Below are 13,100 nucleotides of genomic sequence, written 5' to 3' on the forward strand. Positions count from 1 at the left end.
GACCCCTACAGACCTTTTCTTATGCAGAAAGAACCTCGTAAGGTCCGTGAGTTTCGTCGCCGCGAGCAAGAAATTCTCGATACCGCGCTAAAGCTGTTCCTCGAACAAGGTGAAGACAGCGTCACCGTCGAGATGATCGCTGATGCCGTAGGTATCGGCAAAGGGACCATCTACAAGCACTTCAAGTCCAAGGCGGAGATCTATCTGCGCCTGATGCTCGACTACGAGCGTGACCTGAACGAGCTGTTGCACTCTGCCGATGTCGACAAGGATAAGGAAGCCCTGTCCCGGGCCTACTTTGAATTCCGCATGCGCGATCCGCAGCGGTATCGCCTGTTCGACCGCCTGGAAGAGAAGGTGGTAAAGGGCAATCAGGTGCCGGAGATGGTTGAGGAGCTGCATAAGATCCGCGCCTCCAACTTCGAACGTCTGACCCTGTTGATCAAAGGCCGCATCAGTGAAGGCAAGCTTGAAGACGTGCCGCCTTACTTCCACTATTGCGCAGCCTGGGCGCTGGTGCACGGCGCCGTTGCGCTGTATCACTCGCCGTTCTGGAGCAATGTGCTGGAAGATCAGGAAGGATTCTTCCAGTTCCTGATGGATATCGGCGTGCGCATGGGTAACAAGCGCAAGCGCGATACCGACACTCCCGGCAGCTGAGTCATTCAGTTGCTTTATTGCGCCATGTTTCTCACATGGCGAAGTACCTCAGTAATATACTCAGGCTAAGGGTGCGTTCTCGATAACTGACAGTCGCGCCGTCGCCCCGCTGAAATTGTGGAGCCGACGGTATTGGCGTCAGGGGCTAGGCCCTACGGGTTGAAGCTGTGATCGCGCCATGCTGCGTTGCGGGACTTGAAGAGGCAGTAAGCATCTCCTGCGTCCCGCGCCTTGCCTGGCACGACCACAACTCCAACGCGATCTGTCATTTATCGAAAACGCACCCTTGGTCTTGCTAAAACCTGATTTTTGAGTCAAGTTCCAGCATGTCCGAATCTTCTTTCGCCGGAGTGATCCATGATCGTTGACCGTCAAGGCAGGCGTTTTCGCAATTTGCGGATCAGCCTGACTTCAGCCTGCAATTACGCCTGTACCTATTGCGTGCCGAATGGCAAGCGGCTGGTGGCTGCGCAGGATGAGTTGTCGGCCGAGGCCATGGCTCGCGGGGTGGCCTATCTGATCGAGGCGGCCGGCATCGAACGGCTGCGTATCACCGGTGGCGAGCCGCTGGTCAGTCCCAAGCTGGAAGCCTTCATGACGGCAGTGGGGTCGATGGGTTTGGCGGACATCAGTCTGACCACCAACGGCCAGCTTCTGGCACGCAAGCTACCGTTGCTGCTGGCTGCCGGCATCCGGCGGATCAACGTATCCCTCGATACCCTCGACCCTGGCGCTTTCCGCAGCATCGCTCGCGGTGGTGATCTGGCGACCGTGCTCGATGGCATGGATCAGGCCAACGCCGCGGGGATGAAGATCAAGGTCAACATGGTGCCGTTGCGCGGGCAGAACCTGGATCAGGTAATGCCGCTGCTCGATTACTGCCTTGAGCGTGGTTATGAGCTGCGCTTTATCGAACTGATGCGCATGGGCCATCTGGCCAGTGACTCAAATGCTTTCTTGCAGCAGTTTGTCAGCCTTCAGCAGCTGTTGAGCCTGATTGGCGACCGTTACGAATACCTGCAGGCTGACGCGCCGGTGGATGCCACCGCAGTTCGCTACGAGATTCCCGGCCGGGGTTTCTTCGGGGTAATCGCCAATGAAAGCGTGCCGTTCTGCCGGACCTGTTCGCGCTTGCGCCTGTCTTCCACCGGCTGGCTGCATGGCTGCCTGTCGTCGAGTAACCGGCACTATGTCGGTGATCTGCTGGACAAGCCGCGTCACGAGGCGCTGCCGGCCTTGCAGCGGCTGCTGGTAAAAGCCCTGGGCGACAAGCAGGAAGTGGCGTTCTCCGGTGGCGCGACCATCATGAAAATCATCGGCGGCTGATCGCAGCCCTTGTAGCAGCTGCCGAAGGCTGCGTTCGAGGGGGTACCCCTCGCAAAACCAGGCAACCTCAATCCATCAAGAAGACCGTGCCCTCGGGTTTCACCACTGCTTCGCAGTCGGACGCAGCCTAGCGGCAGCTGCTACGGGATGTGCGCGACCTTGAGCTGGCGCGGAAGCTGCATCCTGCGGCTATTCGCCGGTTTTCCGTCACCGGCCTCTGGCGGGTAGGATGCGTAGCCTGGTTTTGCTGCTGGCCTTTTTGGCGCTTGGTGGCTGCATGAACGTCAGCGATCTGGGCGAGGGCGCTCGTTATCACATGAGCGATGCCGGGCTGCTCGATCACAGCGATACTCGCCGCTTGAACTCGTTGCGTATACAAGCCGACTCGTTCATCTACATCGCCCAGGGTGCATTCGCGCCACCGGGCGATGCCTATCCGCGGCCGAATGTGGTCGCCGAAGAAGCCTTCAACGGCTTTGTCGAATACTTCCCCATGGTCCGGCGTGCCCGCACCCCGCAAGGGCTGGACGAAGCAATGAGCGAAGCCCGCGCAGTCGGTGCGCATTACTTGCTCTATACCCGTTTCGCCAAGGCTGACAATCGGATCGGCAACTCTGATGAATGGACCGATCAGGAAGCCGTGGACCGCCTGGGGATCGACACTGGCGTGATTCAGCTCATGTTGATCGAGACCAGCACCCAGTATTTGATCGATACTGCACGTATTCGCAGTCGTGGCGGTTTACTGACGTTCCACGACACTCAGCCGGAAGATCTGCTTGGCCCGCCGCTGGAGCAATACGCTCGCAGCCTGCTGGGCTTGAGTGACTAGGTACTACAGAAGGAAAACAACATGAGTGGTCCGCAAAAAGCTAACGATCTGCTGGGGCAAATCCCCAAATCCAAAGGCTTGCCGCCGGTCCATCTGTGGAATCCCGACTTCTGCGGCGATATCGACATGCGCATCGCCCGTGACGGGACCTGGTACTACCTGGGCACGCCCATCGGGCGCAAGCCGATGGTCAAGTTGTTCTCCACCATCATGCGCCGCGACGGCGATGATTATTTCCTGATTACCCCGGTGGAAAAAGTCGGCATCAAAGTCGATGACGCGCCGTTTGTCGCGGTCAGCCTGGAGGTCGAAGGAGAGGGAGAGGCTCAGGTACTGCGCTTCACCACCAACGTCGAAGAGCAGACCGAGGCCGGTCCTGATCACCCGATGCGGGTGGTGATCGATCCAGGTACCCAGGAGCCAGCGCCTTACGTGCATGTGCGGACCAATCTCGAAGCCCTGATCCATCGCAATGTGTTCTATCAGCTGGTCGACTTGGCCGTGACCCGGGAAATCGAGGGGCAGCGTTGGTTGGGCGTCTGGAGTGGCGGCGAATTCTTCCCGATCGGGCTTGAGCCGTAGGTTGGCTGCAGCCCTAAAAGATCGCAGCCTGCGGCAGCTCCTACGGGATTTGCGTACACCTGAGGATTTTCGGGTGAATGCGGTCGGCAGGGAATCGAGTAGCGTGGGCGTCAGCTCGATCTGTAGAGTGTCGCCATCAGGCTTGATCGTGACGACAGAAAAAACCTCCCCAAAAGGAAGGAACGCCGGTTTGTTAGATGTGTTTGCTCGCACGAACATCATCAACCAAATCGGCGTTCTTGTTTCTGTGTTTCCCGGGACTCCGTGAGAACCGTAAAAAAGCCTGGCCCATAACAACAAAAGCAGGAGGTTTCATGGAGTGGACAGCCGTTACCCAACACCGTGCCAGGCTCGGAGAAGGTCCGTTCTGGGACGTGCCCGAACAGGCTTTGTATTGGGTCGATATCGCCGGCAAGCAGGCGCTGCGTCTGGTGAGGGACAACGTTCAGATCTGGCAGATGCCTGAACATGTTTCGGCATTCATTCCCTGTACCAGCGGCGATGCGCTGGTGACTCTGAGCAGCGGCGTGTATCGGCTTGATCTGAACTCTCCCGGCCTGGAACCACGCCTGACCCTGCTGTGCATGGTCGATCCGCAACCGGGTAATCGGCCCAACGAGGCTCGTTGCGATGCGTTGGGGCGACTCTGGCTCGGCACCATGCAAAACAACATTGGCGAGCAGGGCGAAGACCTGCCGATCGAACGGCGCAGCGGAGGGCTGTTTCGGGTGGGGGTCGATGGTCGGGTCACGCCGTTGCTCAATGGGCTGGGCATTCCCAACACCCTGGTGTGGAGCGAAGACGGCACCGCCCTGTATTTTGCCGACCGTCTGGATGCGACGATTTATCAATATTCGGTCGGTGCCGACGGCTACTTGAGCCCCCCGCGGATCTGGCGCGGCCCGCATCCACGGGGCGGACCCGATGGCTCGGCCATGGATGCCCAAGGGTTTATCTGGAATGCGCGCTTGGATGGCAGTTGCCTGCTGCGCCTGGCGCCCGATGGTCAGGTTGATCGGGTAATCGAACTCCCCGTCAGCCGCCCCACCAGCTGTGTGTTTGGCGGGGAAGACATGCGCACCCTGTATATCACCAGCGCCGCAAGCCCGGCCAACCACCCGCTGGATGGTGCGGTGCTATCGATTCGAGTCGACGTGCCCGGATCCCTGTGTACGCGTTTCGCGGGTTAATTCCCTATAGGTTGGATGTTAAATTATGTATTGAGACTTTGTTCCAGCCAGGTGATGGTTGACCTGGTGATGTCCGTGGACAAACTGCCGAGCTCCGGCGGCGACGTGTTTGTCGCAGGGCTGGCGAGTGGGTTGGCCCCGATTCAGGCGGCCCACCGTGCCAATGCTGCAGCGGCGCTGGCGGTCACCCGGCCTTTTTCAATGCCTCGATCAACTCCTGCTTGCGCATGCTCGACCGCCCGGGAATATTTTTCGCTAGGGCTTCTTTCATCAGACTGTCCCTGGTTTGCGTTCCCAAAGATGCTTGGCTGTTGCGCGAATGGCCTTCACGACTGGCCACTGCGCGCTTGGCCGACTCCTTGCGATCACTGGCTTTTTCGCTCGCAGGTTTGCGACGTCCGGAGCCGCCGGCACGTTCTCCACCACCGGATTGTTTATTCACCGTCGCCCAGGCGCGCGCTTCGGCTTCGTCTTTAGAAACACCTTTGTCTTCGTAGCCGGCTTCGATATGCGCGGCTTTGCGCTTCTGTTCCGCCGTGTATTTGGCTTTGCTTCCACGAGGCATGGGAGTACTCCTTCTGACCCTGATGCGCAGGGTCAGTCTGAAAGGGCTGCGTTCGATTCAGTTGCGGCCGCTGCCGTCACGGTCAGAGCCCGAGCCACCGGTGGTGGTTTTAGAGCTGGTACCCAATCCGCCGTTGTCCGGGACGTTGGGGCCGATGCCGTCGGGTCTTTGGGAGTCGTTGCGATCAATTCGTGGATCGGTCGCGGTGGCGGAAGGGGGGCCGTACACAGGATTGGTCGGGGGGGATGATTCGGCGATGGCTGCTGAGGACAGCAATCCGGCAAGGACAAGGGCAGGCAGTTTTGACATGTTCATGGCGTCGCCTCCACTTCTAGAGTCGTTACCCGTATTAGTCTGCTCCCGATTTCGATTGGTGCCTGAATTTCGACGAGTGGTCTAGGCCTTTTGCAACACGTTATCGACCGTCATCCAGCGTCGGATCAACCGACCCACAGTGATCAACCAATTCACCAGCGCAACTGCCAGCACGGTAAGCAGCAGAGCTGGCATGCCTTGTTCGACGATAATCCTCCCGGCCAGCAGGGGGAAACCGAACACACCGATAAAGTAGGCAAGGCTGAACAGCAACAGCGATTGTGAGGTTGTCCCGGCGGGTGCTTCATTGGCCGCGAGGCCGTTGATCACCGAATAGGTCAGCCCATAACCAACTCCGAGAATCACCGCCGCCAGCACATAACTGAAGCCGTCATCGACCACGAACCGGAACATCAGGATCGACACCACTATCAGCGCGGAGAGCAGACAGGACATCCCATAGGCGTCGTGTTTGACCACGATGCTGGCGATCAGTAACCGGCTGGTGATTGCCGCGCCCATGAAACCCAGGAAGAACAGCGAGTAATCGAGCGAGCGAGAAGCAGCGTAGCTGGTCTGGAAACTCGACAGACCGCCAAATACGCATCCGCCCAGGCCAACCATGATGATTGCAAAGACGGCTTTGGAACCCAGCACTTGCGCAGTTGCGGACCAGGAAATCTTCGAAACGCCAGCCGATCCCGACAAGCCGGGTCGTGGTTTGAGTGCTACTCCCAATCGCCAGAACATCAGCGCACCCACCAGGCTCGCCCCCGCGGCGATGTAAAAGGCAGCGCTGACGGGGTAACCCAGGACGCTGGCCGCACGGCCCAATAATGGGCCGCAACCGATTCCGGTCATCATGCTGCCGGACAGCAGTGCGAAGTATTTGGCGCGCTGAACGGGCTCGACCAGCATTGCTACGATGATCGGCCCCAGGGTGTAAAACACCCCCCAGCCGAGGCCTAGCATCAGCCCGCAAAACAATAAGGCGTTACCGAACCCGGGCGTCAGCGCGAAGCCCAGGCTGGATACCACCAGCAAGCAGCCGAACAGTGCAATCGAGCGTGCTGCTCCCAGCAGATCCGACAAATGCCCGGAGAGAATCACCGCGACGAAGGTACTGAGCATCGCGATCGAGATCACGCTACCGGCATCCTGTTCATTGCCGCCGCGGGAACTGATCAGCAGCGAAAGTAGAAAGGTCGAACCATAAGACAGTGAAAGCAGATAACTGGCGAGGCAAAACAAACCGAACAGCTTCCCTGAAACAATGCTGCCCTGCGAAGTACTGGTCTGCATGAAAATGTCTCTTGCCTGTTGGAATGATGAGTGACCTATCTAAACATGGCAGGCGCAGCGGTTAGTTGTGTCGTTGCAGATTCCAGGGTTAGTTATTGACGGAGTAATGCAGTGTTTGTTGCCGTCAGTCCAGGCCGATTTCCTCGATGAATTCCTCCATGAAGCGCTTCAGCCGTGCATGGCGAAGCTGCGCCAGCCGGTTGCCGGTCGGGGTCTGGAAACCGGCGGCCAGATGCAGCAGCTTGGTCTGGAAGTGGTCAAGGGTGAAGCGTTTATCGTCGTAATCGCGGGCTTTCGCCTCGGGATCCTGTGGGTCGTAAAGTGCGCTGCCCATTCGCCCGGAGACATAAAAGGTTCGCGCCACGCCAAGCATCCCCAGGGAGTCGAGGCGGTCGGCGTCCTGGAGGATTTTTGCCTCAAGCGTCGTCGGCTCGATGCCCGCGGAGAAGCTGTGGGTTTCGATGGCATGGGCAACCGCGGCGACTTTATCCACAGGCCATTTCATGCTGGCTAATACCTGCGAAGCTTTCTGTGCGGCCAGTCGCGAGGCTTGCGAGCGCAACGGCGAGTTCTTCTCCACCGCCACGCAATCATGCAAAAGCACCGCCGCCAGCAGCACCTCGAGATCGCCGCTTTCTCCTTTGTGAATGGTCCGCGCGTTGTTCCACACCCGCTGCAAGTGCGACAGATCGTGAGCACCGTCCTCGGAGGGCTCGAGCGCATGGGGCAGGAGCGTCACGGCAAGGCTTTGCAGTGGAGCGAAAGCAGCAAGGGTCATGGGAATCCTCATCGAGGTGAGAAAAATAATGTGCCGAGCACAATTGATCTGATAACCATAACCCAAGTTTTTATTTGAAATGTGACGAGCGCTCAGAGTCGTCTTAGTATGGCGTTTTCACTTTCGCACAAGGCAAGTCCATGACCATCGAAATCCGCCCGGCCGTGCCCAGCGATGCCCCGCAAATTCTCACGTTCATCACCGAACTGGCGGACTACGAGCGTGCCAGGCATGAGGTCATTGCCAGTGTCGCCGATATCGAGCGCAGCCTGTTCAGCGAAGGCGCAACCGCCCATGGTCTGATCTGCCTGCGGGACGGTCAGCCGATCGGATTCGCAGTGTTCTTCTTCAGCTATTCCACCTGGCTGGGGAGCAACTGCCTCTACCTTGAAGACCTGTACATCAACCCTGAGCAACGCGGCGGCGGGGCGGGCAAGAAACTCCTGCGCCATCTCGCGCAAATCGCCTGCGCCAACGATTGCGGGCGCTTCGAGTGGAGCGTGCTGGACTGGAACAAACCGGCGATCCAGTTTTACCAGTCCATCGGTGCGGTGCCGCAGGACGAGTGGGTGCGCTATCGCATGGAAGGGGAGAAATTGCGAGAGTTTGCCCAGGGCTGAACCGGCGCTCATTCATTTATCGGTGTAGACGGTCGGCGTAGACAATCCGCTAACCGTCACCGGTAAAGTTCCGTCGTTATCGTTATCCCTATATATGGGATGCTAATTTATATATTGAGATTTTGACGCTTCGAGGTTTATAGTCGCCTGCATCAGCTCTGCGCACTCACTGCCCAATAACAAATTTCAGGTGAAGCGATGCAGGCGCAATTGATCGCGCTCGATTGGGGAACAACTTCCCTTCGGGCTTACAAACTCGCTGCTGGCGGCCAGGTGCTCGAACAGCGTTCGCTGTCCTCGGGAATCATGCAGTTGCCCAGCGCACCGCGGATGATCGCCGGTCAGCTGTGCGCCGATGGTTTTGAACTGGCTTTCGATGCAGCCTGCGGTGACTGGCTGGAGGCTCAACCCGGACTGCCGGTAATCGCCTGCGGCATGGTCGGCAGTGCCCAGGGTTGGCGGGAAGCTGCCTACCGCGATACCCCGGCGAATCTCGCCAGCCTGGGTACCTCCTTGAAAGTTCTGCACAGCCTGCGCGGCGTCGATGTGCATATCGTGCCCGGGGTGATTCAGCGTTCGCGGTTGCCGAATGTGATGCGCGGTGAAGAGACCCAGGTCCTCGGCGTGCTGCAGAGTCTGCCGGCCGGGGACGGGGAGAACCTGCTGATCGGTTTGCCTGGCAGCCATTCGAAATGGGTGGAAGTGGCTGACGGCTGCATCGTGCATTTCGACACCTTCATGACCGGCGAACTGTTCGCCGTGCTCAGCGAACACAGCATTCTCGGTCGCACCCAGCAACGCGATGCGCCCTTTGATGGCGCGGCGTTTGATCGCGGTGTCCAGGTGGCATTGTCCACCGACGGCGAGACCGGTCCGCTGTCGACCTTGTTCAGTGCCCGCAGCCTCGGCCTGACCGGCGAACTGAGTCCAGCCGAGCAGGCCAACTATCTCTCGGGCCTGCTGATCGGCCATGAACTCGCGGCCCTAGCCAGTGTGCAGCGCCGCCGACGCGACAGTGCCCGGCTGCCCTCGATCATCCTGATTGGCAATTGCCAACTCTGTGCCCGCTACAGCCGGGCGCTGGATACCTGCGGTTTCGCTCAGGTGAGCCTGGCCGAACATGCTACCGAACGTGGGTTGTGGCATCTGGCCAAAGCGGCCGGGCTGCTCGGTTGAACCGCCCGCGTTCCACTACCAAGAGGTCTGACATGCTCAAGCAAGCACTGGCGAAAAACGGTCTGGTCGCAATTCTGCGCGGTCTGCGTCCGCAGGAAGCAGCGGCCATCGGCGAGGTGTTGTATCAGGCAGGTTTTCGAGTCATTGAAGTGCCGCTCAACTCCCCTGAACCCTACGAAAGCATTCGTATCCTGCGCAGTACCTTACCCGCCGATTGCCTGATTGGCGCCGGTACCGTGTTGACCGCGGAACAGGTCGAACAGGTGAAGGCTGCGGGCGGACAGGTGATCGTCATGCCTCACAGCGATCCCAAGGTATTGCGTGCAGCCAAGGCTGCGGGTCTGTATCTGTCGCCCGGTGTCGCCACGCCGACCGAAGCCTTTGCCGCACTGGCCGAAGGCGCCGATGTGTTGAAGATGTTTCCTGCCGAGCAAATGGGGCCGGCGGTGGTCAAGGCCTGGCTGGCGGTCCTGCCGGCAGGGACGCTGCTGCTTCCGGTGGGTGGGATCACCCCGGACAACATGCAGGTATTTGTCGAGGCGGGCGTCGGTGGTTTCGGCCTGGGTTCCGGGCTGTTCAAGCCGGGGCTGACGCCTGATGAAGTGGCGGTCCGCGCCAAGGCTTATGTACAGGCCTGGAACGCATTGCGTTAAGACTTTTTGGCGCCGTGCGCGCTGCATCTACATAAGAGAGACAACAAGATGAAAATCACCAAACTGACGACCTTTATCGTTCCACCGCGCTGGCTTTTCCTCAAAGTAGAAACCGATGAAGGCGTGACCGGTTGGGGTGAGCCCGTGGTCGAAGGCCGCGCCCATACCGTCGCGGCGGCGGTGGACGAGCTGTCGGATTACTTGATCGGCAAGGACCCGCGCAATATCGAAGACATCTGGACCGTGCTCTATCGCGGCGGCTTCTATCGTGGCGGCGCGGTGCACATGAGCGCCCTGGCCGGGATCGATCAGGCACTGTGGGACATCAAGGGCAAGGCGCTTGGTGTCTCCGTCAGCGATCTGCTGGGTGGTCAGGTTCGCGACAAGATTCGCGTCTATTCGTGGATCGGAGGCGACCGTCCAGCTGATACCGCCAAGGCTGCCCGGGAAGCCGTCGAACGTGGTTTCACCGCGGTGAAAATGAACGGCACCGAAGAACTGCAATTCGTCGACACCTTCGACAAAGTTGACCTGGCGCTGGCCAACGTCGCGGCGGTGCGTGATGCGGTGGGACCGAATGTCGGCATCGGCGTGGATTTCCATGGCCGGGTCCACAAGCCCATGGCCAAGGTGCTGATGAAGGAGCTCGATGCCTACAAGCTGATGTTCATCGAAGAGCCGGTGCTCAGCGAAAACTATGAAGCGTTGAAGGAATTGGCACCGCTGACCAGCACGCCGATTGCCTTGGGCGAGCGTCTGTTCTCCCGTTGGGATTTCAAGCGGGTGCTCAGCGAAGGCTACGTCGACATCATCCAGCCGGATGCTTCCCATGCCGGCGGCATCACAGAAACCCGCAAGATCGCCAACATGGCCGAAGCCTACGACGTGGCGCTGGCGCTGCATTGCCCACTGGGCCCTATTGCCTTGGCGGCGTGCCTGCAACTGGATGCGGTTTGCTACAACGCGTTCATTCAGGAGCAGAGCCTGGGCATCCATTACAACGAGAGCAACGACCTGCTGGATTACGTCAAGGACCCGCGGGTGTTCGACTACGACAAAGGCTTCGTGAAAATCCCCAATGGCCCGGGTCTGGGCATCGAGATCAACGAGGAATACGTCATCGAACGCGCCGCCATCGGCCACCGCTGGCGCAACCCGATCTGGCGCCATGCCGATGGCAGTTTTGCCGAGTGGTGATCACGGGCTGATTTGTGAATGCATTCCTGTAGGGCTGCAAAAAAACCTGTGGGAGCGAGCTTGCTCGCGATCGGGCCGGCGCGGTTTGCCTGAAGAGTCTCTGTGACTGGGTCGACGTCATCGCGAGCAAGCTCGCTCCCACAGGACCGCGTCGTTTCTATCTTTACCGCCCTCAATAAACACAAGAAGAGGCACTCCCCATGCAACCGGAAAGCTTTACCGGGCAGGCGTCGTTGGTGACGCCGAGCCGCAAGCGTTTTTTCATCATGCTGCTGTTGTTCATCACCGTGGTAATCAACTATCTGGACCGCAGCAACCTGTCGATTGCCGCCCCGGCACTGACCAGCGATTTGGGTATCGATCCGATTCATGTCGGGCTGATCTTCTCCGCGTTCGGCTGGACCTACGCGGCGATGCAGATCCCCGGTGGCTGGCTGGTGGATCGGGTGCCGCCACGCATCCTCTACAGCGTGGCCTTGCTGTTGTGGTCGGTGGCCACAGTGATGCTTGGCTTCGCCGCGAGCTTCATCGCGTTGTTTGTACTGCGCATGGCCGTGGGCGCGCTGGAGGCCCCGGCCTATCCGATCAACAGCCGTGTGGTGACCACCTGGTTTCCCGAGCGTGAACGCGCAACCGCCATCGGCTTCTACACCTCCGGGCAATTCGTCGGGCTGGCGTTCCTCACCCTGGTGCTGGCCTGGCTGCAACATCATTATGGCTGGCAAATGGTGTTCGTCAGCACCGGTGCGGTGGGGATTATCTGGGCGCTGATCTGGTACGCGGTGTATCGCGAGCCACGGGATTTCAAGGGCGCCAACCAGGCCGAAATCGACCTGATCAGCGAAGGCGGCGGGCTGGTGGATATCCAGGCCGAGACCGCCAAACGCAAGGCTCCGTTCAGCTGGACCGACCTCGGCATTGTGTTGAGCAAGCGCAAGTTGTGGGGTATCTATCTGGGGCAGTTCTGCCTTAACTCGACGTTGTGGTTCTTCCTGACCTGGTTCCCGACCTATCTGGTGAAGTACCGTGGCATGGACTTCATCAAGTCCGGGCTGCTGGCGTCGCTGCCATTCCTCGCGGCTTTCGTCGGGGTGCTCTGCTCGGGGTTCTTCTCCGACTGGCTGATCCGCCGCGGCGCGACCGTCGGCTTTGCCCGCAAGCTGCCGATCATAGGCGGGCTGCTGATATCCACCTCGATCATCGGCGCCAACTTTGTCGAATCGACGCCGCTGGTGATTGCCTTCCTGGCGCTGGCGTTTTTCGGCAACGGCCTGGCGTCGATCACCTGGTCGCTGGTCTCGACCCTGGCGCCTGCACGCTTGTTGGGGCTGACCGGTGGTGTGTTCAACTTCATCGGCAACCTGTCGGCGATCACCACGCCGATCGTCATCGGCTTTCTCGCCAGCGGTAACTCATTCGCCCCGGCGATCACCTACATCGCCGTGCTGGCACTGATCGGTGCATTGTCTTATGTGCTGCTGGTGGGCAAAGTGGAGCGCATCAAACTCTAGTAAGCGTTAGTGCGGGCGACCATAATGCCGCCCGTTCTCTCGCTCATTGTTGAAGGCCGGATATGCAGGAAGACGCCGCAAAAAACGCCAAGGAAATCGCGCCGACCGGCACCCAGACGCTGCTGCGTGGCCTGGGTGTGGTTCAGGCCGTGGCCAGTGGCGCTCGCGATCTGAAGGAAATTGCCCGGCTGATCGGTACCACCCGCAGCACCACTCACAGGCTGGCCAGTTGTCTGGTGGACGAGCGTTATTTGCGGGTAGTACCGCAAATCGGTTATCTGCTCGGGCCAAAGCTGATCGAACTGGGTTTCCAGGCCCGCGAAGAGTTGCCGTTGGTGACCCTGGCCGGGCCGTTTCTGGATGAGCTGTCGGCGTTGACCGGCGACACCATTC

15 protein-coding genes are annotated in these 13,100 nt (G+C 59.5%); 11 read left to right on the top strand and 4 right to left on the bottom strand.

Features of this window, described 5'->3' with window-relative positions; translation table 11 throughout:
• Positions 1 to 21 precede the first annotated feature (21 nt).
• The 5 genes from F8N85_RS26340 to F8N85_RS26360 all read left to right on the top strand — a co-directional run bounded on the left by F8N85_RS26340 (position 22) and on the right by F8N85_RS26360 (position 4,590).
• Positions 22 to 660, top strand: coding sequence for a TetR/AcrR family transcriptional regulator (locus tag F8N85_RS26340; RefSeq protein WP_150806436.1), 639 nt, complete (start codon positions 22 to 24; stop codon positions 658 to 660).
• Positions 661 to 1,017: 357 nt separating this feature from the next.
• Positions 1,018 to 1,986 carry a GTP 3',8-cyclase MoaA gene (locus F8N85_RS26345; RefSeq protein ID WP_150806437.1) on the top strand — a complete coding sequence of 323 codons (969 nt, stop codon included), beginning with the start codon at positions 1,018 to 1,020 and terminating at the stop codon, positions 1,984 to 1,986.
• Positions 1,987 to 2,215: 229 nt separating this feature from the next.
• On the top strand, positions 2,216 to 2,818 hold the full coding sequence (locus F8N85_RS26350) for a DUF4823 domain-containing protein (RefSeq protein ID WP_150806438.1): 603 nt from the start codon (positions 2,216 to 2,218) through the stop codon (positions 2,816 to 2,818).
• 21 nt (positions 2,819 to 2,839) lie between these two features.
• Positions 2,840 to 3,400, top strand: a complete 561-nt coding sequence (locus F8N85_RS26355; protein WP_150806439.1) for a DUF1285 domain-containing protein — start codon at positions 2,840 to 2,842, stop codon at positions 3,398 to 3,400.
• 314 nt (positions 3,401 to 3,714) lie between these two features.
• Positions 3,715 to 4,590, top strand: coding sequence for an SMP-30/gluconolactonase/LRE family protein (locus tag F8N85_RS26360; RefSeq protein WP_150806440.1), 876 nt, complete (start codon positions 3,715 to 3,717; stop codon positions 4,588 to 4,590).
• A gap of 184 nt (positions 4,591 to 4,774) precedes the next feature.
• Here F8N85_RS26360 and F8N85_RS26365 read toward each other — a convergent pair whose 3' ends face one another.
• The 4 genes from F8N85_RS26365 to F8N85_RS26380 all read right to left on the bottom strand — a co-directional run bounded on the left by F8N85_RS26365 (position 4,775) and on the right by F8N85_RS26380 (position 7,550).
• The gene (locus F8N85_RS26365) at positions 4,775 to 5,155 is read right to left on the bottom strand and encodes a Rho termination factor N-terminal domain-containing protein (RefSeq protein ID WP_150806441.1); all 381 of its coding nucleotides are present in this window, start codon (positions 5,153 to 5,155) and stop codon (positions 4,775 to 4,777) included.
• A 57-nt stretch (positions 5,156 to 5,212) separates the two neighbouring features.
• Positions 5,213 to 5,470, bottom strand: a complete 258-nt coding sequence (locus F8N85_RS26370) for a hypothetical protein (RefSeq protein WP_150806442.1) — start codon at positions 5,468 to 5,470, stop codon at positions 5,213 to 5,215.
• Positions 5,471 to 5,551: 81 nt separating this feature from the next.
• Complete coding sequence (locus F8N85_RS26375) at positions 5,552 to 6,772, bottom strand: MFS transporter (protein ID WP_150806443.1); 1,221 nt, start codon at positions 6,770 to 6,772, stop codon at positions 5,552 to 5,554.
• Between the two features lie 124 nt (positions 6,773 to 6,896).
• Positions 6,897 to 7,550: an HD domain-containing protein gene (locus tag F8N85_RS26380; RefSeq protein ID WP_150806444.1), complete on the bottom strand. Its 654-nt coding sequence runs from the start codon at positions 7,548 to 7,550 to the stop codon at positions 6,897 to 6,899.
• Between the two features lie 140 nt (positions 7,551 to 7,690).
• Between F8N85_RS26380 and F8N85_RS26385 the strand changes: the two genes are divergently transcribed.
• The 6 genes from F8N85_RS26385 to F8N85_RS26410 form a co-directional block, all read left to right on the top strand.
• Positions 7,691 to 8,170 carry a GNAT family N-acetyltransferase gene (locus tag F8N85_RS26385; protein ID WP_150806445.1) on the top strand — a complete coding sequence of 160 codons (480 nt, stop codon included), beginning with the start codon at positions 7,691 to 7,693 and terminating at the stop codon, positions 8,168 to 8,170.
• Between the two features lie 198 nt (positions 8,171 to 8,368).
• Positions 8,369 to 9,346: a 2-dehydro-3-deoxygalactonokinase gene (locus F8N85_RS26390; protein WP_150806446.1), complete on the top strand. Its 978-nt coding sequence runs from the start codon at positions 8,369 to 8,371 to the stop codon at positions 9,344 to 9,346.
• A gap of 32 nt (positions 9,347 to 9,378) precedes the next feature.
• Positions 9,379 to 9,999, top strand: coding sequence for a 2-dehydro-3-deoxy-6-phosphogalactonate aldolase (locus F8N85_RS26395; protein WP_150806447.1), 621 nt, complete (start codon positions 9,379 to 9,381; stop codon positions 9,997 to 9,999).
• 48 nt (positions 10,000 to 10,047) lie between these two features.
• Positions 10,048 to 11,196, top strand: a complete 1,149-nt coding sequence (gene dgoD / locus F8N85_RS26400) for a galactonate dehydratase (RefSeq protein WP_150806448.1) — start codon at positions 10,048 to 10,050, stop codon at positions 11,194 to 11,196.
• A 200-nt stretch (positions 11,197 to 11,396) separates the two neighbouring features.
• Entirely contained in the window at positions 11,397 to 12,707 is a 1,311-nt protein-coding gene (locus tag F8N85_RS26405) for an MFS transporter (protein WP_150806449.1), read from the top strand.
• Positions 12,708 to 12,769: 62 nt separating this feature from the next.
• On the top strand, positions 12,770 to 13,100 hold a 331-nt coding region (locus F8N85_RS26410), incomplete at its 3' end, for a helix-turn-helix domain-containing protein (protein WP_150806450.1).

The sequence above is a fragment of the Pseudomonas fluorescens genome (assembly GCF_902497875.1).
Classification (GTDB): Bacteria; Pseudomonadota; Gammaproteobacteria; order Pseudomonadales; family Pseudomonadaceae; genus Aquipseudomonas; species Aquipseudomonas fluorescens_BR.